Origin of the sequence: Oceanobacillus kapialis, from assembly GCF_044790185.1 — a bacterium.
Lineage (GTDB): Bacteria > Bacillota > Bacilli > Bacillales > Amphibacillaceae > Oceanobacillus_B > Oceanobacillus_B kapialis.
On the sequence record NZ_CP085256.1, the window covers coordinates 415,022 to 434,578 of the forward strand.

Below are 19,557 nucleotides of genomic sequence, written 5' to 3' on the forward strand. Positions count from 1 at the left end.
GTTTATTCTAAAATAGAGGAGTATTTACATCATGAAAAAACTTAGTAAGGAACAAATTGTTCAAAGTGTTCCTCAAAAGGGATTTTTTGGACAACCTAAAGGTTTATTTACATTATTTTTCACAGAATTCTGGGAACGTTTCTCTTATTATGGAATGCGTGCACTCCTACTATTCTATATGTATACCGAAATTGCTGATGGTGGTTTAGGTATTGATGATGGAACTGCGAAGTCTATTATGGCCATCTACGGGTCACTTGTATACATGTCCGGAATAATTGGTGGTTGGATTGCCGATCGATTACTCGGTACACAACGGACAGTTTTTTATGGTGGAGTACTTATTATGGCAGGACATATTGTACTTGCACTTCCGTCAGGTACGACAGCATTATTTGTTTCTATGTTCTTAATCATTATCGGTACAGGACTATTAAAGCCAAATGTTTCGAATATTGTGGGAGACATGTACAGCCCGCAAGATGTTCGTCGTGACTCTGGATTCAGTATTTTCTACATGGGAATAAACATGGGTGGATTGCTCGCACCTTTAATTGTCGGAACAGTTGGTCAAGAATACAACTATCACCTTGGGTTCGGAATAGCAGCAGTCGGAATGTTAGCAGGTTTAATTGTCTATATGGCCACACGTAAGAAGAATCTTGGCCTTGCAGGAACTTATGTCCCTAACCCACTTGGGGTCGATGAAAAGAAAAAGGTATATTCACGTTTTGCTATAGGTGCTGTCATTATAGCTATATTGGCATTCATCACAATTCCAACAGGTATTTTAACGATTAACCGTTTTACTTATCTTGTTAGTATATTAGGTATCTTGATACCAACAGCTTATTTCATTGTGATGTACCGTAGTCCAAAAACAAATGCGGATGAAAAATCAAGAATTCTTGCATACATTCCATTGTTTATTGCTGCAATTATGTTTTGGGCTATTCAAGAACAGGGTTCTATTATCCTTGCAGAATATGCGGATAAACGCACAGAGCTTAGTCTGTTTGGATTAGAGCTGCAATCATCTTGGTTCCAGTCATTGAATCCGCTGTTCATTGTTATACTTGCTCCAATCTTTGCAAATATGTGGGTGAAAATGGGAGAACGTCAGCCAACAACAACGAAGAAATTTTCATTTGGGTTAGTGTTTGCTGGTCTTTCTTTCCTAATTATGATCATTCCGGCAACGATGAATGGGACAGAAACATTAGTAAGTCCAATCTGGCTTGTTCTTAGCTTCTTGCTTGTTGTTATCGGGGAATTATGTCTATCACCGGTTGGTTTATCAGCTACAACAAAACTGGCCCCACAAGCATTCTCTGCACAGACGATGAGTCTTTGGTTCCTATCCAATGCGTCTGCTCAGGCAATAAATGCGCAAATTGTGAAGCTATACAAACCAGAGACAGAGGTTGTCTATTTCGGGGTTATCGGTGGTATTGCCATTCTATTGGGTATTATTTTATTATCCATGTCTCCAATGATTCAGCGATTCATGAAAGGTGTCCGCTAAGAAAACGGCAAAAGAAATCCAGCAGGGGAAACCTTGCTGGATTTTCTATATGTTGGAGGAAATTTAAGTAGTTATCTATGTGCACCTTGATGTGAAACGCTTTCAACTTTTCTTGTTTACAATAGAGAAGGGAAACGATATAGTTTTGTTAGACTATAGAAAGAAATAAATAAAGGGAGGTCGTCTCACCGTCCTTATATTAAAAAAGGAGTGAGCCTTACGATGAAAAAAGAACATGTAAAGATCGCGAATCGCGAAGCATGGATTGGGGTAGGGTTAGTTGTTTTTAATTTTGTCTGGTGGTTTGCATTTGCTTATGGATTTGGAAGTAAAGACCCACAAGATTATACATATGTGCTAGGTTTTCCTGCATGGTTTTTTTATAGCTGTGTAGTCGGTTTTATTGTTATGGCATTGTTGGTGACAATTGTGGTGAAGAAGTTTTTTGTTGCTATTCCTTTTGAAGAGGAGATGGAAGATAAATGAACTGGGAATCGTTAATACCCTTAATCCTCTTTTTAGTCATCATTTTTGTTGTTGGTATATGGTCTGGCGGCTACCTGAAAAAATCAACTAGCTTTGCACAGGATTATTTCCTCGGAGGAAGAAGTCTCGGGGGCTTTGTACTTGCTATGACCATGACGGCAACCTATGGAAGTGCTAGTAGCTTTATCGGTGGGCCGGGGACGGCTTATAATGAAGGACTAGGATGGGTTTTGTTAGCCATGTCGCAAGTGGCTACAGGTTATTTTGTACTTATGGTACTTGGGAAAAAGTTTGCTGTTGTGACAAGACGCTATCAGGCTTTGACAATGGTAGATTTCCTAAAGGAAAGGTACAAATCAAAATGGGTTGTTATCTTAGCTGCAATTAGTATCATTGTATTTCTCTTTTCTGCTATGGCAGCACAATGGATTGGTGGCGCTAGACTAATAGAATCCTTGATTGGAATAGAATATACAACGGCTTTGTTTATATTCGCCGTCTCTGTTTTAATCTATGTAACGGTAGGAGGCTTTCGTGCTGTTGCCTTAACAGATGCTATTCAAGGAAGTGTCATGTTTGTTGGGACATTAATTTTACTTGTTGCCGTGATCATTGCGGGTGGGGGAGTTCCAGCAATTATTGCTGATTTAACTGCCGAAAACCCTAACCTCATTACACCTTTCGGGTCAGATGGGTCTCTTACACCGAGGTATGTGTCCTCGTTTTGGATCCTTGTAGGGGTGGGGGTAGTCGCGTTGCCGCAAATTGCTATTAGAGCAATGTCCTATAAAAGCTCGCAATCTATGCACAGAGCAATTATTATCGGAACAATTGTGGTTGGTGTCATTATGTTGAACATGCATTTAATTGGTGTATTTGCCCGGCCTATCCTACCAGGAATTGAGGTTGGAGACCGTGTTATGCCACTTATAGCATTAGAGGTTATGCCAAATTGGCTTGCCGGTATTGTGCTAGCTGCGCCAATGGCGGCTATTATGTCGACAGTTGATTCCTTGTTGTTACTAGTAAGTTCTACAATTGTGAAAGACGTTTATTTGAATTATGTGGAACCTAAAGCATCCGACACGCGTGTTAAGCGGCTAAGCATCGGAATTACGGCTATTCTTGGTATTATTGTATTTATCATGGCATTAAATCCACCTGATTTAATTATTTGGCTAAATTTATTCGCCTTTGGTGGATTAGAAGCGGCGTTTATATGGCCTATTGTAATGGGATTATACTGGGAAAAAGGAAACAAATACGGGGCATTAGGCTCCATGGTGACAGGTGTTGGATTATACATTTTATCAGATTCCTTCTTCCCACAGCCGTTTGGGTTACACTCCGTTGTCTTACCAATTGTTGTATCTTTCTTTGTTTATATAGCTGCAAGTTTAGCAACACAAAAGAAAACAGTTGCTTGAGCGAGGTCTGTCACTTAAGGTGGCAGGCCTTTTTGTTTCTAAAACATTTAATTGATCGCTATAATAGAAATAATTCGATTGTTTGGAAAATAAGGGGTGTATACAAAGTGAAAGAACTACTGAAGAAATTGACGGACTTAAACGGCCCGTGTGGGCACGAACAACATGTAGCTTACTTTATTAAAGATTATGTAAAAGACAAGGTTGATCATGTAGAAATAGATAGAGTAGGCAATGTTATTGCTCGAAAAACAGGAACCAAGCCAGGATCTAAAGTATTGCTTACTGCCCACATGGATGAAGTTGGATTTATCGTTAAAAAGATAGAAGATAACGGCTTCCTTCGCTTTGAAAAGCTCGGTGGACATGATGATCGCATTTTACTTACCCAAGAGGTAAAAGTATTAGGTAGAGATGCAGAACTAGATGGAGTAATTGGAACAATTTCTGCTCATTTTGTGAAATTTGAAGACCCTACAAAGGTAAGACGTCATCCACAACTTTATATCGATATTGGAGCGCGTTCCAAGCAAGAAGCACTTGAAATGGGAGTGGAAGTCGGTACACCTATTACATACGCACCCAATTTAAAATGGGTAGGACCAGAAGAGAATAAACTAGCTCGTGGTAAATCGTTAGATGATCGGTCAGGTTGCGCTGTTCTTTTGTCAATCTTGGAGGATTTAGACGAGAAGGAGTTTGCAGGAGAGACTGTTTTTCTGTTTACGGTACAGGAAGAGGTTGGCCTTCGAGGTGCCCAGGCGGCAATTAACAAACTTGAAGTGGATGCAGCTATTGCAGTAGATACGACAGCGGTTAGCGATACTCCAGAGGATATCATGGATCAAAGTTTGAAATTAGGCGGAGGTACCGGAATTAAAGTAATGGACTTTAGTCTAATTGTACAACGAACCATGAAGGAAAAATTGCTGAATATCGCCAAAGCGAACGCAATACCTTATCAATTAGAGGTTTTCCCTGGAATTGGGACAGATGGTGGTGCTATCGCTTTAGCGGATAAAGGAGTGCCAACTGGGGTGCTATCCATTCCTTCTCGCTATACGCATTCACCTGTGGAACTTGTTAGTCTCCAGGACCTTGAAGCTACTAAAGAATTAGCAAAGGCGTTTCTATTGCAGTTAGATGAAACATCAACCTTTGAGTTTTAAGAACTGCCTCTTCACAGCATATTAGAATTTAAGAGTACAAACTATTTTGTGTGATTTCTTCAACACAAGGTAGTTTGTATTTTTTTAAGAGATAAGGAAGTATAAAAAATTGGCGGTATGTTGTTCTTAGACAGGAACAGCCACGTCCAGCTCCAGCGCCCAGAGACTAGCGAGACTTCCCTCACCTCCGTACGATAAAGAAGACTTGCCGATTGGTGAAACCAGAGGCCTAGTCGCACTTATACCCTTGAGGTGAAAGTCAACATCAGCTCCCTACGGTCGCCGTGTTTCCTTTATCTCCTGCGGCTCAGTCCAGTCCGTACGTCTCTAAACGGGTGCTTGCGCTTTTGTTCTACTAAATAAAAGAGCGGATTTCTCCGCCCCTATTTGAATTGTATAAGTGCTTTGTTAACCTCTATTCTATGGTATTTGGGCTTGTTCTTTGGAAAAGCGAATAAAGTAATCTAAGGAAGCTTTATTACTTAAGGACCCTTTGTTTACTACTTGGTCAACAGGTTTGCCCATTAGTATTTTCTTTACAGGTATCTCGAGCTTTTTCCCATTTAATGTCTTTGGTAAGTCTGGTACTTGGTAGATGGCTGTTGGTGTATGTCTCGGTGAGCAGTGTGAACGAATTTGCTTTTTAATTTTTTGTTGAATCTCTTCTGTTAGCTCCACCCCATCCCGCATCACTACAAACAACGGGGTGGACGATTCCCCGTTATCTAAGGGGATATCTACGATTAAGCTATCAGTGACTTCTTCAATGTGATCAACGGCACGATAGATTTCACTAGTACCAATACGTATACCGCCTCGGTTTATCGTGGCATCTGATCTACCATAAATAACGCAAGTATGTCGATTGGTTATCTTTAAATAATCTCCATGGCACCAAATGCCAGGAAAGACATCAAAATAACTATCTATAAGTCTGCTATTATTTACATCGTTCCAGAAAAATACGGGCATCGATGGAAAAGGCGCTGTTAGAACCAATTCGCCCACCTCCTCTATGAGAGGTTCTTCCTGTTCGTTAAAGCAATCAATACGCGCACCAAGGCCTCGGCATTGGAGTTCTCCCGCATAGACTGGGAGAATAGGTGTACCTAAAATAAAGGCAGTACACACGTCAGTTCCGCCACTTACCGAAGAAATCCACAAATCCTTCTTCACATTTTCATAGCACCATAAAAAGCCTTCTGGTGGCAAGGGGGATCCTGTCGAGCTAATATTCTTTATATGCTTGAGGTCAAATTCTGTGCCAGGCTGCATGTTATCCTTCATACATGAGGTTAGAAAGGATGCGCTTGTTCCAAACACGGTAAGTTTCGTTTCCTCAGCAAATTTCCATAATTGCCTTTTGTCCGGATAAGCAGGGCTTCCGTCATACAGCACAATGGTCGATCCGACTAGTAGACCACCAACAAGGAAGTTCCACATCATCCAGCCTGTGGTGGTGTACCAAAAGAAGCGATCTTCTTCTGAAACATCCATATGAAAGGTCATTGCTTTTAAGTGCTCCAGTAGAATGCCTCCTTGGCTTTGGACGATAGGCTTCGGTTTTCCAGTGGTTCCAGAGGAAAATAAAATCCATAAAGGATCATTAAATTCTACTTGCTCAAAAGTAAACGGGGTATCTTCGTCTAAAGTAGTCGCTTCAGCCCAGGTAATACAATTTTTTAGTGTCGATATGTCATTTGTCTTAGAGAGATAGGGAATTGCAATGGTTGTTTCGAGGGTTGGGAGTGCTTCCTGTATCCCTTTTACAACATCTAACCGACTAAATTCTTTACCATTATAGTTATACCCATCCACTGTAATCATCACTTTAGGTTCAATTTGCTGGAAGCGATCCATAACACTTTCCGTGCCAAAATCAGGCGAGGCGCTTGACCAAATGGCACCAAGGCTTGCTGTGGCAAGGAAGGCTACGACAGCTTCATAGATGTTGGGGACATATGCGACGATGCGGTCGCCTTTTTTAACTCCGGATTTTTTTAGTGTTTGCTGAAATGCTCTTGTGTCCTGTTCAAGCTCTCCCCAGGTAATAGACGAAGTGGGGCGTGTTTCAGAGGCATGTATAATGGCAATTGCTTCTTTGTCACGTTGATTGAAAATATGTTCTGTGTAGTTAATTGCTGCCCCAGTAAACCACTTTGCACCAGGCATATTACGTGAGCTTAAAATAGATTTATATGGTATAGAGGACTTTATTTGAAAGTAATCCCAAAGACTTTCCCAAAAGCTCTCTATTTCATCTGTCGACCATTTCCATAGAGAATGATAATCCTGGAAATTCAGCTTTTTTTCTGTCCGTAGCCAGTTCATATAAGCTGTGACGGCAGCTTTTTGTTTTAATTCCTCACGTGGTTCCCATAAAAGCGTTCCTTCCTCAATTGTGCTCATTATACCCCTCCCATAATTGTGCATCACTGCCTTTATTATATGGAAACGTTTTCTTTGTGTAAAGAAACAAAAGCTCACGGTATTCTCGTGAGCTTTTCTAAATACTACTTAGCTAGTCCGCTAATTTATCTGCAAAAGCTTTAACATATGGGGGTAAATCCGGTGGGCGACGGCTGGAAATAATATGGCCATCTGTTACGACTGCTTCATCACTCCACGTAGCACCGGCATTTGTCATATCATCTTTAATACCAGGTGTACTTGTTACGTTTTTGCCGGAAAGAATGTTAGCGGAAATAAGCACCCAGCCTGCGTGGCAGATTTGCCCGATTGGCTTTTCGGTTTTATCCATTTCCGTCACTAATTCCAGAACCTCAGGATAGCGGCGTAGTTTATCAGGTGCCCAGCCTCCAGGGACAAGAATCGCATCGTAATCTGCTGCTTTTACATCTTCAAAAGCATAAGCAGATTCTGCAGGAACGCCATATTTCCCTATATAGGTTTTGCCAGCTTCTTTCCCGACTAAATCGACGTGTGCTCCTTCTTCCTGTAGGCGAAGAATAGGATACCAAAGTTCTAAGTCTTCAAATTCCTGGTCGACTAAGGCAATTACTTTTTTATTTTGTAGTCGCATTTTCTTCCCTCCATTCCTCTTTAGTGTAACAAAGACAAGCCTGCTTTTCGATTTTTAACCTATACTCCTTGCTTTTTGTTTAGCTGTTCATTCATAGTGCTCTCTACCTTCTTGTAGTAGGAATAGTAGCCAAACCAAAATATGGCATACACTATTACAAACACTATAAAGCTTAGTGATGCTGCCAACCAACTAAATGGCACCCAGCCTACCGTAAAGGCAATGATGTAATAGATGGTAAGGGATAAACAAAAATGAAAGATTGTTTTTTTTAGATAACTGCCTTCACCATCACCATAAATATACGAGGAAAGACCGTAATAGATTCCAAGTAACATACTCGCACCCATATGCATCCAGATCTCTGATACTGAGGAGTCTATTTCGTTAAATTTCATAATCGTTAGGGCAATAAAGGTAAAAATCCCGCTGAATGATATACCGAACATGCAACGTTTTGCGATTTCTAAGATCATCTCTAATGCCCTCCCTTCATTAACTGGTCTTTTATTGGTTTTACATATTTTCTTGTAATATATTCTTTATTGCCTGATTGAAAATAGACACAGAGATTTCCGCTAAACGACAATTCAAATCGTTCTATTCTCCCGAGGTTGCCAATAACAGACTTGGAAAAACGCATGAACTCATGAGGAACAAGCATTTTCTCCATCTCATAAAGCTTCATACGAACCTCTAATTCTCGATCTTTCGTCACTGCAAATACCTTCCTCTTTTGAGCATAGATATAATCAATGTCCCGGGGATTAAGCAAAATTGTTTGCTCCTCATCCACACCAAATAACCTGCGCTGTTTTCGCTTTTTAATAATGGCAGCTATTTCCTCAAGCTCTTCCGTCCATTCCTTTGCCTGAATGGTGACAGAGGTTTCTTCATATTTATCATCTATCTCTATGTTCAATTTCATCTAGATCCCCCGTTTTCTCTACCCCCTAGCCATCTTGAGGAAAGTTGGGTAGCGTAAAATGGCGATTGTAAAAGCAAGAATCCCATAAACAAGGAGCACAGTATTAGGTAGTAAAAGTTCGCTTAGCTCCATGGATCCTTCCATGCCTTGTTGAAAAGCTTGATGTGTCCAATATTGTGGCAGAAATTTGCTGAATGTCTGGATGAAGGATGGCATCATGTCTATTGGCATCCATAGCCCGCTGAGGACTGCACCCCCAAGTGCTATAACCTGAGTGATTGCAATTCCCATATTATTTGTTTTTACGAGTAAAGATAGCGCTAACCCGATTCCTGTAACGGTGAAAGTTAATAAAAGCGAGGTGATCAACAGGAAAAATGGTTGTTCTAATGGTACGTCGTACACGATCTTTCCAAATAGGAAAAGCACAACAATTTGGATAAACACGATATACATATATGGAATCCATTTTCCGAGTAAATATTTGTAAGGTGGCAAAGGGGTGCTTGCAAGACGGGCAGTCATTCCCAGTTCCCTGTCCTTAATAAAGTTCGCAATCATCGTTATCGTAATAAAAAACACAAACATGACCGTATAGCCTGGAACAATGGAGAGGATAACCTGTTCTCTCGCAACACCCTCTGTGCCAGTAGTAAAAACAGAAATAAATAAAACAGTAAACAGAATTGGTAAGATTAACATCCAGAATATAAGACCGCGATCTTGAAGGTTCTTTAACAGTTCCAGTGAAATAATCGAACGCATATAAATCCTCCTATCATTTTATCATAATTAATCACGCAATTGACTTCCTGTTAAGGAAAAGAAGACATCCTCCAGCCTAGCTTTGCTTAGTTCCAGCTGCTCGGGTTGTACGGCGTGTTCTTTACAATGCGTGATAACACGCTCCATTACCTGTAAAGGATTGTCTGTCAGTAGCAGATGTCCTTCCTTTTGTTGTGAGAGGGTGAAATCGCCTTTCGCCTCAGGTAGGCAATGCTCTCCTTTAAGGTAAATGGAGGGGACTGCATACTTTTGAAGCAGCACATCCACACGGTCGTTTTCTGCGATGGCTCCTTTATCGATAAAAATGGCTTCGTCACAAATTTGCTCTATCTCTTCCATATAGTGGCTGGCATAGATGATGGTGCAACCATTCTCTTTTAACGTTTCAATCATGTTAAAAATATAGCGTCTTGATTGTGGATCAATTCCGACAGTAGGTTCATCCATAATAATAAGCTCTGGCTGGTGCAATAAGGCACAGCCAATGTTTAAACGTCGCTTCATGCCACCTGAATATGTGGTTACTTTTTGCTTTGCTTTGTCTGTTAGACCAATTTCCTTTAAAACCACATCTATCCGTCTTCTCAGCATTTGCCCTTTTAAGCCGTAGATCTTACCAAAGAAGGATAAATTGTCCCTTCCTGTAACGGATTCTTCAAGACAAATCTCCTGTGGTATATAGCCAATTAATTCTTTCGGGTTGGTCCTGATAGAATTATTGAATTCTATACTTCCTTGATAATCCTGAATAATAGAAGCAATAATTTTTAATAAAGTCGTTTTACCTGCCCCATTGGGACCAACCAACCCGTAGCATCTCCCTCTAACAAGGTTTAGGGAAACATTTTTTAATGCCACGTTTTTTCCATACTGCTTTTTAAGCTGATTGAGTTTAAGCATACTTCTCACCTTCCTTCAAGAACAGTATGGCAAAGAATTGAAAGGGGTGGATGCTTATGGGGATAACGTAAAGGAAATGATGTTTAAGAGGGGGATCTACATGTATATCATGCAAAAAACCATACCTGTTAAATGACAAGTATGGTTGGGCATTAGGTGGTTATTTTTTATTGTATTCCGCGTACTTCACGTAATTCATTTCATCCTCAATTAATCCACATGCACCACATTGGATCTTAAACTGGGGGCCTGTATAGTTCATGTGAAAAATTTCTGTTTGTTCATTCGTATAATCTTTTACTACATCTCCTGTTGAGGGATCAAGCTTTACCGGCTTTGCAAGCTGTTCAATAATATTAAATCGTGTTCGGTTTGTTTTACAATTAGGACATTGATAAGGCTGGCTCACTTTTATCCACCTCCGTTCTTGCTTTTAACATGTATTTGTTAGGCAAAAATTATTCGACTTGCTTAACAAATTAGCCCTTGATAGGGATTGCATGTTTAAAACAAGAGAAAAAAGGGAAATAAAGTGGCTAGTACATAATGCGTCAAATCTTTTAGAAAAATACATAGATGAGGTGAAAGGATGAAAAGTGTTACGAGAGTATTTTGGTATTCACTAGCAGTTTGTATTGCAGTTGTAATTTGGGGAGGTATCTCACCAGGATCTTTAGAGTCTCTAACAAATACGATTACGACATTTATCTCCGTTAACTTCGGGTGGTATTATTTATTAATTGTGATGTTAATGCTGGTTTTCTGTGTGTATTTAATTTTCTCAAGATTTGGCAAGATAAAGCTTGGGAAAGAGAATGACAAACCGGAATTTAGCCTTCCTTCATGGTTTGCTATGCTATTTAGTGCAGGAATGGGGATGGGGTTGGTTTTTTGGACTACAGCTGAACCGGTTTCACATGCCTTTTTACAGACTCCGGGAGCAGAGCCTGGATCAGAACAAGCAATCAAGGATGGTTTAAAATTTTCATTTTTTCATTGGGGTGTGCATGCCTGGGCTGTATACGGTATCGTGGCACTAGTTCTGGCCTACTTTAAATTTTACCGTGATACACCAGGACTGATAAGTGCGACACTTGTTCCGATATTTGGGAAAGATGCGATGGAAGGAATTGCCGGAAAGCTTATTGATGTACTAGCAATTGTAGCAACTGTTTTCGGTGTTGCTGCAACACTTGGATTTGGCTCTGGTCAAATTACTGGGGGTTTATCCTTCTTGTTCGACATACCGGACACATTTACTGTCCAACTTATTGTGCTCGTTGTTGCGACACTGCTCTTTATCTTTTCTGCCTGGTCGGGCATCGGCAGAGGGATTAAATACTTAAGTAACGTAAACATGGGTCTTGCCTTTGTATTATTGCTTATGTTATTTATTGTGGGCCCAACGCTATATATTTTGAACATGTTTACAAATACTTTGGGGAACTACATATCTGATTTCTTTGATATGAGCTTGCGTCTTGCTCCGCTGGATAATGACAACAGGGGCTGGATAAATTCCTGGACTATTTTTTATTGGGCATGGTGGATTTCTTGGGCACCGTTTGTTGGTATATTTATTGCTAGGATTTCAAAAGGTAGAACAGTTAAAGAGTTTATGCTCGGTGTCTTAGTTGTACCACCAATCGTTTGCTTTATATTCTTTGCCGTGTTTGGTGTATCCGCATTAAACCTCGAACAAAATGGCATTGCAGAGATTTCTGCTTTCTCACTTGAGACTTCTACCTTTGGTGTGTTGGCAGAATATCCACTTGGCTTCATCATGTCGATTATTACGCTGTTTGTTGTTGCGATCTTTTTTATCACCTCAGCAGACTCTGCAACATTCGTTCTTGGGATGTTGAGTACAAACGGACTGCTGAACCCAGCTAATTCGGTAAAAATCATGTGGGGGTTGGCACAATCAGCAGTCGCTGCCATTATCGTATATTTTGGTGGGACACAAGGATTACAAAATATGCTTATCATTGCAGCCCTGCCGTTTTCCATCGTTATATTACTAATGGGGGCGTCCTTTTTCAAAATAGCATATGCTGAACACAGGCACAGGAAATAAGCTTGTGATTATAACATAAAGAAAAACCCCTTATGCCAAACGGAGTAAAAACTTATTTGGCATAAGGGGTTTTAGTAAGTTCAATTAATCAATAAAAACAGGTAATTTTTCTAGATAAATGATGTCCTCACGATCTGCTGCTTCTCCTTCAGCGAGAATAGCCGCACGAGCTTTTACGTCAGCACCAGCCTGAATAACCAGCTCTTCTAAAGCTCTCATGGATTCGCCTGTACTGATTACATCATCAATTAAGGCTACGCGTTTACCTTGAAGTTTCTCCGCATCTTTACGATCTAGACAGAGGGTCTGTTCTTTCTGTGTCGTAATGGAAACAACCTTATGTACGAAGGGATCCTGCATATAAGGCTTAACACTCTTTCTCGCAACAATATAACTGTCCATGCCTAACTCCTTAGATAATTCATGAACAAAGGGGATTCCCTTTGCTTCCGCAGTAATAAGGACATCCACCTCAGGAAGCTTTTTAGCTAGTAAAGGCGAAGCAGCAGTAATTAATGCTGTATCGCCCAGCACGACAAAGCTAGCTATGCTCAAATTGTCAGTGATGCGGATAATAGGAAGAGTCCTTGTTAACCCTGCTACATGCAGGTTATAGGTTTTCATAATGTACCACCCTTTTTTAGTTAAGAATGTAAAATTCATATAGCTAAATTCATTGTTGTGCACTGGAAAAGGCGCTGTTATGCTAAAAAATTCCTAATAAAAATTGCATAATGACCCCTGCGAGCAATCCTAGGAATGGATCCGTTATAGCCGTAACAACCATGGTAACGCCTGCAATCCAAGTAGCTCCTCCGCTTTCTGCGGTAAGCGCTGCTGCTGCGTTATCTGGAAGCGTAACAATTGCTCCAAGTACAAATAAGAAACCAACGATAGAAGCGCTTGGCACATACTTCCCTATTTTAGGAAGAAGTTTTGCGAATAAAATGATAGCCATAAGTAACATCATAATGACACCAGCCCATACTGCATGTGGAGCACTTGCTGTAGCTGAAATAACAACCTCTACGGGACCACCGCCAAACAGAGAAGATCCCATATCTGCCAGGCTGCTAATAATGGTAATCGTATCCACATTTACTTCCGTTCCAGCAATATCACCGTTAATTTTCCCGAAGGCAATGTTTGCTCCAATGTTGAGACATACCATTGCTAACGCACCACGAATTACCATGGGATTAAGGATTAGCTTTTGTAATGCAAGCTTTTCTTTCGGAGCATTATCTTTTACTTCCTGCTCTCCTTTACGTATGAAGTAATAGATGATACTGGAGAGAATGACAGAAATTGTAATGGTATAAACTAAGTCGCTTGTAGCTACATAAACAATTAAGGCACTAGCAAAGGAGGAAATACCGACAATTCGGTCATTTTTGGCCATGTCCCAGGCAACCTTTGCTAGCATAATACCAACTCCTGCCATCATGCCATTTGTAATTACAGGGCCAATCCAATCAATGATTCTTTCAAGCAAACCAAATAATCCAATAAAAAGCATAATGAGTGCGCCAAAGAATATCATGGAGAGACGTTCTCTCAAATTTTTCCCCATGGTTCCTGCAAGTGTAATGGTTTCTGCCTGATAGGAGATAACCGCTACATTACTTGTTACAGCATTACCGAATGCTCCTATAACAAAAGCTATTGCGGTTGGTACAGAAGCAAATCCAAATGTTAGTGCTAGCAATCCCTGTGGCAGTCCATTTAATACTCCGCTAATCGCTGCCAATAGATCCTTCAATATTTCCATTTTAATTTCTCCTTTTCCCCCAAGAAGAATGGTGAAAGCAAAAAAGGGAAAAAGCCGGTCATAAATGAACGGTTTTTTCCCACACGAAAGCTACACCGTCCATAGAGAAGTGGTTTACGGTCACTTCGTAGAGACTCCCGAACCATATTATCGGGAATATATGGGGTTTGTTTTTATTTTGAGTAAATAATAAATAAAATCTTGGCTACATAATGTTCGATGGCAGAAATTGCCACGTCCAGCTCCAGCGCCCAGAGACTAGCGCGACTTCCCTCACCTCCGTACGATAAGTCAACATCTGCTCCCTGCGGTCGCCGTGTTTCCTTTATCTCCTGCGGCTCAGTCCAAAAGGTCTTCGGTGGGGCGAGGATTTACCGCAGTCCCAGTCCGTACGCGTCTCTAAACGGGCTCTTCCGCTTTTGGTTTATATACGAACATTATGATGATTATAGTACAAATGATTCTGTTTTGGAACAGTTTTCGACATATTATTACAATTTTATTTAATTAACTTAAGTAAAAGTCTAATAATGAAAAGGCTTTCGATATGAAAGCCTTCTAGTTTGAAAAGATATTTTTAATTTTTGAAAGGAAACCTGTTTTTTCTTCCCCTTCTTCTTGTGCAGCTTCTTCTTTTTCTTCTTCAAGAAAAATATGTTCTTTATCGATAGCATAATCATAGGTTAAAACAGCGCCAATTTCTGTGTCGCTTTCCTCGTTGGTAATCGTTGTATAGGTAATATGATATTTTTTTGCCAAATCCTTTTCTTCTTTTAAAAAACGATAGGCCACATGTCCATTAATGAGCAATGTGGTATTTGGATTTTCCTTCATGGCTTCCTCTAGCTTTTCGATTCCTTTGTCTGTCATAACTTGACCAATTGTTAACGCAAGCACAATCCGTTCTCTTAGAGTACCAAGGAATTGTTTTCGTTCAGCATCCTTTGGTAGGCGTGTACCATGGATTCCTTCTGTTAAATAATCGTCAACATTTCTATTTGCCATTACGATACCCCGCTTTCTAAATTTTATTTTACACCTCAAAAAAAGACCGGTAAAGAATTGCAATTGGCTTGTTGTGTTTGTAAACGAAAGAAAGGATGCAGGATAATGTCCCTGCATCCCACTTGCTATTTCTTTTTTGCTCTGCGGTCCGCAGCATTGCTTCTCGCTTGTGCCTCCAAGTCATCTTCATCAGCAAGCTCTCTTGAGAATTCGATATCTACTCCGTCTGAATCCTTTAGGTTTTTGGGTGTCTGTGCCATGAAGCTATTCTTTGAATGTCGATGTTCATCTCTACCCATGATCGTCACCTCGCTTTGAAGGGAGTTACACGGTTAGTATGTGCAAGGATGTAAAAGTTCCGCATGGCAATTTTTATCACATCTTATATGCTCAATGTTATCTGTTACGGTCACCACCGAGAATATCGAATAGTCCTCCTGCAACGCTCCCTTCCCCTTTTGATCCGCCTCTTTCAGGTGCTGCGGCGAAGATTCTGCTAGCAAGCCTGCTAAATGGTAGAGATTGCACCCAAACCGTGCCTGGCCCTCTTAACGTAGCGAAGAAAAGCCCTTCACCGCCAAATAACGCTGTTTTTATCCCGCCAACATACTCGATGTTATAATCAATATTTCCGGTCATTGCCACAAGGCAACCAGTATCGACGCGGATGGATTCACCGGCTGAGAGCTCTCTTTTATGAATAGTGCCACCAGCATGGACGAATGCCATTCCGTCGCCTTCTAGTTTTTGCATGATAAAGCCTTCGCCCCCAAAGAAACCAGCACCGATCTTTTTCTGAAATTCAATTCCTACCGCTACCCCCTTTGCTGCAGCGAGGAATGCGTCTTTTTGGCAAATAAGCTTTCCGTCTAATTCACTCAAGTCCATGGGGATAATTTTTCCGGGGTAAGGAGAAGCGAATGATACATGACTTTTTCCTGTGCCTTCATTTGTAAAGGTGGTCATAAATAAGCTTTCGCCCGTAATGACCCGCTTTCCAGCTCCTAACAGCTTTCCCATTAAGCCACTACTTTGATTGCTTGAAGAACCATCACCAAAAATGGTTTCCATCTTAATCGGTTCATCCATCATCATAAGGCTTCCCGCTTCTGCAATCACCGTCTCTTGTGGGTCAAGCTCTACCTCAACAAATTGCATGTCATCACCATAAAGCTTGTAGTCAATTTCATGGTTATTCATATGCACTTCACTCCCTCTCATTAGATTATTATATGTACGCTTTGCCATCCTCATTAGATTCAAATTAATTGCAACCAAAAAGGAAAATTACATCTTTTCCTTCAAATTACCCTTGTACTTCATTTAAAGCAAGTGACCATGTATAATGAGGAGCATACATGTCTTTAAAAGGAGTAATATGAAATGAATAAAGAGCAGGGCCGTCCTCAAAATGGGGAAAATAATATTGAAGTATGGGAAGACCTTGTTAATATTAAGGACCTGGTACTAAGTATCGTTATATGTACGGTCATAACACTCGGTGCTTATCTCATCGCACCTAATGAGGCTCCTCAACCATTAATTTATGGACTAATTGGTGCTGTAGTAGGGTTTGTTATTAGCAGCATTGTGATTAAGCCAAAGCGCACATTGCGTTTTGCAGAGGAAAGGGAGGAGTAGTATGGATGTTTCACTAATCCTGGAAATGATTACTGCCTCGGTTATCGGTGCCGTATTATACACCATTATTGGAATTGCACCAGGTACGGATGAGACAGCTGTATTAGCACCAGTCACGCTAGTGCTTGTCTTATCTGGTTTCGAACCAATCGTCATTTTAGCCTTTTTTATTTCCGCAATTGTAGCCAAGAAGCTGACCGACTCCATACCGGTGGCAATCGCTGGAATTCCTGGTGGTGTAATGTCCGCGCCGATGGTAGAGCATGCAATGGTACTCAAAAAGCACGGGATGCCTGAAGTCAGCATTCGAAAAATGGCATCTGGTTCTGTAATTGGAACCTTCATAGCAGTACCAATGAGCTTGCTGTTAGCGAATTTAATCATTCCATTGTCGGATGTTATCACCCAATATTCCAACCAAATATTTCTTGGTGGAGCTATTTTTCTTGCCCTTATGTCAAAAAACCGCTGGGTTTCCTTGCTTGCCATTATTCCCTTTGCCTTTTTAATCCAAGGCTTAAGAATAACGTATTGGGAAATGGGGATTGTGCCAGAGGATGTTACCGTATTTACGTCCTTCTTTCTTGGTATTACCATTGGGCCTGTGATTTTAAAGCTTGCCGAACTTTTAAGTGGGAAAGTTAGAAGAAAGCTTCCTCGTTACGGCTTAAAAGAGATTGTTTTGAAGAAAAGTAAAACTGGTAAAGGCTTCCCAAACCCCTTTAAAATTTTGGATCGGAAAGAGATCGGAACCACTTCTTTTTCATCTGTTCTAGGGGTGTTAACATTTTTTATGAGCCCAGTAGGAATGACAATTTTTCTTGGGGAGACACTAACAAGTAGGATTAAGGATCCTGTAAAAAAAGCAACACGTGCCATATCCAGCATGGACGGCTTAACGAACGCAGCGTACATATCAGGTACACTTATTCCACTAATAGCAATTGGGCTGCCATTGTCACCAACTGCCATTGGGCCAGGTGGAGCGTTATTTAATGCACCGCCTGTGTTTACACCAGAAAACAATATTCATCACATGTTATCTACAGGAGATTTCATTGTAGCTACTGTAATCGGTGCGGTTGTTGCGATAACAATTACTTTCTATGTCACCATTAAGTATGCCCAACAAATTTGTGCCTTTGTATTTCGCTTTATTCCACATGAAGCGATGCTAGGACTATTTTTTGGACTCGTAATTATGCTTGCTTTCATGGATGCTGGCATCGTAAACGTTGCAGGGGTACTACTGGTCGCCCTTGTAGCAGGTTTCCTCCATCGTAAAGGCGTCAATTATGGCGTACAATTCATGACCCTTTATGCCGCACCATGGCTTATATCGTTGTTTTTGCCTGGTTTGTAAGCATAGGACTAAAACCATAAAACATCCTTCATTGTAATGGAGGATGTTTTTTCTATGGGAAACCTTTTCATATAGTGTTCGTACTACATAAGAGAGCATAAATGGGAGGGGTGTGTTTTGCCGTATCGAGTTTTCAGCTTTGTGGTCGTTATCCTTGTAAGCTTGCTTGTGGGGTGTGCATCAGATAATGAAGAGGGAGGAGAAGAAATGTTGTCACATATAGGGAACTGGAATGGGGAGATCACGATACCGGGTCAGTCTCTTGGTATTGAATTAACGCTGGAAGAAGAGGGCGGTACTATCAGTATTCCTGCACAGGGTCTTGCAGATTACCAGCTATCTACAGTTGAGGTGAAAGAGGATCAACAGATTATCATCACAATAAACATACAAGGCCAGCTTTTAACCTTTGATGGGCAGCTAACGGAAGAGAAGATTACAGGAAACTTTACGCAAAATGGACAACAATTTCCATTTGAACTGGTAAAAGGAGAGAAACAGGAAGTAACAGAGGAAGAAGGAGAGTTTTTAACTATAGAGACAGATAATGGGACCTTATATGGGGAGCTAGAAACACCTGATTCTGAGGGGCCTCACCCTGTCATGCTAATTATCCCTGGTTCTGGTCCAACAGACCGTAATGGAAACTCAACAGCACTTCCAGGTGAAAATAATAGTTTAAAAATGCTTGCAGAAGAGCTTGCAGAGAACGGAATTGCTAGTCTTCGCTATGATAAACGTGGTGCTGGGAAGAATCAGCAGGCAGTTGTAGACGAGTCATCATTAAGATACGAGCAATTCGTAAAGGATGCAGAAGGGTGGTTAGACCTATTGGCTAGTGATTCAGCTTATACTAAAATTGGAGTTATTGGGCATAGTCAAGGATCTTTAACGGGGATGTTGGCAGCGCAAACTTCCAGAGTAGATGCCTTTATTTCACTCGCAGGAGCTGGTCGCCCAATGGATGAAGTGCTCTATGGCCAGTTGCAAGAACAACTTTCTGGCAATTTACTAGAAGAAAGCAAGGAAATTATAAACGGGTTGAAAAAAGGAGAAACGACTGCAAACGTCTCAGATGAGCTCCAGTCTATGTTTAGGCCAGCTGTTCAACCATTTCTAGCATCGTGGATGAACTATAATCCAGCAGAAGAGCTTGCTAAATTATCCATTCCTGTGCTGATTATTCAAGGAGAACATGATATTCAGGTGAGTCAGCAGGAAGGGGGAGCCTTACAAAATGCATCCCCAGAAGCTGAACTGATTACGATTGACAATATGAACCATGTCCTAAAAGAAGCGCCAAAAGAGCGGGAAGCAAATATGCAGACTTACGGGGACCCGTCAGTACCACTTGCTCCTGGTTTAATGGATGATGTATTAGGTTTTCTGAGCGAGCATAAGTTTGTTAAAGAAAATTAGGCAAAGGGGGAGAAGTT

The 19,557-nt window shown here is 40.8% G+C and carries 20 protein-coding genes and 1 riboswitch; of the genes, 8 read left to right on the top strand and 12 right to left on the bottom strand.

The genetic code is table 11. The features are described 5' to 3' along the window. Positions 1 to 31 precede the first annotated feature (31 nt). The 4 genes from LG273_RS02210 (at position 32) to LG273_RS02225 (ending at position 4,607) form a co-directional block, all read left to right on the top strand. Positions 32 to 1,525, top strand: coding sequence for a peptide MFS transporter (locus LG273_RS02210; protein ID WP_379563863.1), 1,494 nt, complete (start codon positions 32 to 34; stop codon positions 1,523 to 1,525). Positions 1,526 to 1,747: 222 nt separating this feature from the next. Continuing rightward, positions 1,748 to 2,011, top strand: coding sequence for a YhdT family protein (locus LG273_RS02215; RefSeq protein ID WP_379563861.1), 264 nt, complete (start codon positions 1,748 to 1,750; stop codon positions 2,009 to 2,011). Next, a complete protein-coding gene (gene panF, locus LG273_RS02220; protein WP_379563859.1) occupies positions 2,008 to 3,438 on the top strand; it encodes a sodium/pantothenate symporter in 1,431 nt (476 codons plus the stop codon). Before LG273_RS02215 ends, panF begins: the two co-directional genes overlap by 4 nt. A gap of 107 nt (positions 3,439 to 3,545) precedes the next feature. Then, complete coding sequence (locus LG273_RS02225; RefSeq protein WP_404459456.1) at positions 3,546 to 4,607, top strand: M42 family metallopeptidase; 1,062 nt, start codon at positions 3,546 to 3,548, stop codon at positions 4,605 to 4,607. Between the two features lie 420 nt (positions 4,608 to 5,027). On the opposite strand, the gene LG273_RS02230 is transcribed toward LG273_RS02225, so the two are convergent. From LG273_RS02230 to LG273_RS02260, 7 genes are all read right to left on the bottom strand, one after another. Next, entirely contained in the window at positions 5,028 to 7,016 is a 1,989-nt protein-coding gene (locus LG273_RS02230; RefSeq protein WP_404457347.1) for an acetoacetate--CoA ligase, read from the bottom strand. 112 nt (positions 7,017 to 7,128) lie between these two features. After that, complete coding sequence (locus LG273_RS02235) at positions 7,129 to 7,650, bottom strand: type 1 glutamine amidotransferase domain-containing protein (protein ID WP_404457349.1); 522 nt, start codon at positions 7,648 to 7,650, stop codon at positions 7,129 to 7,131. Positions 7,651 to 7,709: 59 nt separating this feature from the next. Beyond that, the gene (locus tag LG273_RS02240) at positions 7,710 to 8,126 is read right to left on the bottom strand and encodes a DUF3021 domain-containing protein (protein ID WP_404457351.1); all 417 of its coding nucleotides are present in this window, start codon (positions 8,124 to 8,126) and stop codon (positions 7,710 to 7,712) included. 2 nt (positions 8,127 to 8,128) lie between these two features. Further along, the gene (locus tag LG273_RS02245) at positions 8,129 to 8,578 is read right to left on the bottom strand and encodes a LytTR family DNA-binding domain-containing protein (RefSeq protein WP_379563851.1); all 450 of its coding nucleotides are present in this window, start codon (positions 8,576 to 8,578) and stop codon (positions 8,129 to 8,131) included. An 18-nt stretch (positions 8,579 to 8,596) separates the two neighbouring features. Continuing rightward, on the bottom strand, positions 8,597 to 9,343 hold the full coding sequence (locus LG273_RS02250) for an ABC transporter permease (protein WP_404457353.1): 747 nt from the start codon (positions 9,341 to 9,343) through the stop codon (positions 8,597 to 8,599). A gap of 27 nt (positions 9,344 to 9,370) precedes the next feature. Next, positions 9,371 to 10,264 carry an ABC transporter ATP-binding protein gene (locus tag LG273_RS02255; RefSeq protein ID WP_404457354.1) on the bottom strand — a complete coding sequence of 298 codons (894 nt, stop codon included), beginning with the start codon at positions 10,262 to 10,264 and terminating at the stop codon, positions 9,371 to 9,373. 160 nt (positions 10,265 to 10,424) lie between these two features. Continuing rightward, positions 10,425 to 10,673 carry a DNA alkylation repair protein gene (locus LG273_RS02260; RefSeq protein WP_379563845.1) on the bottom strand — a complete coding sequence of 83 codons (249 nt, stop codon included), beginning with the start codon at positions 10,671 to 10,673 and terminating at the stop codon, positions 10,425 to 10,427. A 180-nt stretch (positions 10,674 to 10,853) separates the two neighbouring features. On the opposite strand from LG273_RS02260, the gene LG273_RS02265 reads away from it, so the two are divergent. Continuing rightward, positions 10,854 to 12,341: a BCCT family transporter gene (locus tag LG273_RS02265; protein ID WP_379563843.1), complete on the top strand. Its 1,488-nt coding sequence runs from the start codon at positions 10,854 to 10,856 to the stop codon at positions 12,339 to 12,341. 84 nt (positions 12,342 to 12,425) lie between these two features. On the opposite strand, the gene LG273_RS02270 is transcribed toward LG273_RS02265, so the two are convergent. The 5 genes from LG273_RS02270 to LG273_RS02290 all read right to left on the bottom strand — a co-directional run bounded on the left by LG273_RS02270 (position 12,426) and on the right by LG273_RS02290 (position 16,317). Next, positions 12,426 to 12,965, bottom strand: coding sequence for a phosphoribosyltransferase family protein (locus LG273_RS02270; protein WP_404457357.1), 540 nt, complete (start codon positions 12,963 to 12,965; stop codon positions 12,426 to 12,428). Positions 12,966 to 13,047: 82 nt separating this feature from the next. Then, positions 13,048 to 14,112 carry an NCS2 family permease gene (locus LG273_RS02275; RefSeq protein ID WP_379563840.1) on the bottom strand — a complete coding sequence of 355 codons (1,065 nt, stop codon included), beginning with the start codon at positions 14,110 to 14,112 and terminating at the stop codon, positions 13,048 to 13,050. Between the two features lie 82 nt (positions 14,113 to 14,194). Next, a riboswitch (purine riboswitch) is annotated at positions 14,195 to 14,296 on the bottom strand. A 374-nt stretch (positions 14,297 to 14,670) separates the two neighbouring features. Further along, entirely contained in the window at positions 14,671 to 15,117 is a 447-nt protein-coding gene (locus LG273_RS02280; RefSeq protein ID WP_379563838.1) for a YueI family protein, read from the bottom strand. Between the two features lie 125 nt (positions 15,118 to 15,242). Then, complete coding sequence (locus LG273_RS02285) at positions 15,243 to 15,416, bottom strand: YfhD family protein (RefSeq protein ID WP_404457360.1); 174 nt, start codon at positions 15,414 to 15,416, stop codon at positions 15,243 to 15,245. A 97-nt stretch (positions 15,417 to 15,513) separates the two neighbouring features. Further along, positions 15,514 to 16,317 (bottom strand): TIGR00266 family protein, encoded by an 804-nt coding sequence (locus tag LG273_RS02290; protein ID WP_379563834.1) that lies wholly within the window; start codon positions 16,315 to 16,317, stop codon positions 15,514 to 15,516. A 183-nt stretch (positions 16,318 to 16,500) separates the two neighbouring features. Here LG273_RS02290 and LG273_RS02295 point away from each other — a divergent pair, with 183 nt between their 5' ends. The 3 genes from LG273_RS02295 (at position 16,501) to LG273_RS02305 (ending at position 19,540) form a co-directional block, all read left to right on the top strand. Then, positions 16,501 to 16,758, top strand: a complete 258-nt coding sequence (locus tag LG273_RS02295; RefSeq protein WP_379563832.1) for a hypothetical protein — start codon at positions 16,501 to 16,503, stop codon at positions 16,756 to 16,758. 1 nt (position 16,759) lies between these two features. After that, positions 16,760 to 18,121, top strand: a complete 1,362-nt coding sequence (locus tag LG273_RS02300; RefSeq protein WP_404457362.1) for a tripartite tricarboxylate transporter permease — start codon at positions 16,760 to 16,762, stop codon at positions 18,119 to 18,121. A gap of 117 nt (positions 18,122 to 18,238) precedes the next feature. Then, positions 18,239 to 19,540 carry an alpha/beta hydrolase family protein gene (locus LG273_RS02305; RefSeq protein WP_404457364.1) on the top strand — a complete coding sequence of 434 codons (1,302 nt, stop codon included), beginning with the start codon at positions 18,239 to 18,241 and terminating at the stop codon, positions 19,538 to 19,540. Positions 19,541 to 19,557: the final 17 nt, after the last annotated feature.

Bases quoted from the DNA above. Each gene is read 5' to 3' on its own strand.
- LG273_RS02300 (WP_404457362.1), top strand. From the start codon at position 16,760: ATGGATGTTTCACTAATCCTGGAAATGATTACTGCCTCGGTTATCGGT.
- LG273_RS02230 (WP_404457347.1), bottom strand. From the start codon at position 7,016: ATGAGCACAATTGAGGAAGGAACGCTTTTATGGGAACCACGTGAGGAA.
- LG273_RS02240 (WP_404457351.1), bottom strand. From the start codon at position 8,126: ATGATCTTAGAAATCGCAAAACGTTGCATGTTCGGTATATCATTCAGC.
- LG273_RS02235 (WP_404457349.1), bottom strand. From the start codon at position 7,650: ATGCGACTACAAAATAAAAAAGTAATTGCCTTAGTCGACCAGGAATTT.
- LG273_RS02270 (WP_404457357.1), bottom strand. From the start codon at position 12,965: ATGAAAACCTATAACCTGCATGTAGCAGGGTTAACAAGGACTCTTCCT.
- LG273_RS02210 (WP_379563863.1), top strand. From the start codon at position 32: ATGAAAAAACTTAGTAAGGAACAAATTGTTCAAAGTGTTCCTCAAAAG.
- LG273_RS02280 (WP_379563838.1), bottom strand. From the start codon at position 15,117: ATGGCAAATAGAAATGTTGACGATTATTTAACAGAAGGAATCCATGGT.
- LG273_RS02215 (WP_379563861.1), top strand. From the start codon at position 1,748: ATGAAAAAAGAACATGTAAAGATCGCGAATCGCGAAGCATGGATTGGG.
- LG273_RS02295 (WP_379563832.1), top strand. From the start codon at position 16,501: ATGAATAAAGAGCAGGGCCGTCCTCAAAATGGGGAAAATAATATTGAA.
- LG273_RS02245 (WP_379563851.1), bottom strand. From the start codon at position 8,578: ATGAAATTGAACATAGAGATAGATGATAAATATGAAGAAACCTCTGTC.
- panF (WP_379563859.1), top strand. From the start codon at position 2,008: ATGAACTGGGAATCGTTAATACCCTTAATCCTCTTTTTAGTCATCATT.
- LG273_RS02285 (WP_404457360.1), bottom strand. From the start codon at position 15,416: ATGGGTAGAGATGAACATCGACATTCAAAGAATAGCTTCATGGCACAG.
- LG273_RS02265 (WP_379563843.1), top strand. From the start codon at position 10,854: ATGAAAAGTGTTACGAGAGTATTTTGGTATTCACTAGCAGTTTGTATT.
- LG273_RS02275 (WP_379563840.1), bottom strand. From the start codon at position 14,112: ATGGAAATATTGAAGGATCTATTGGCAGCGATTAGCGGAGTATTAAAT.
- LG273_RS02290 (WP_379563834.1), bottom strand. From the start codon at position 16,317: ATGAATAACCATGAAATTGACTACAAGCTTTATGGTGATGACATGCAA.
- LG273_RS02255 (WP_404457354.1), bottom strand. From the start codon at position 10,264: ATGCTTAAACTCAATCAGCTTAAAAAGCAGTATGGAAAAAACGTGGCA.
- LG273_RS02250 (WP_404457353.1), bottom strand. From the start codon at position 9,343: ATGCGTTCGATTATTTCACTGGAACTGTTAAAGAACCTTCAAGATCGC.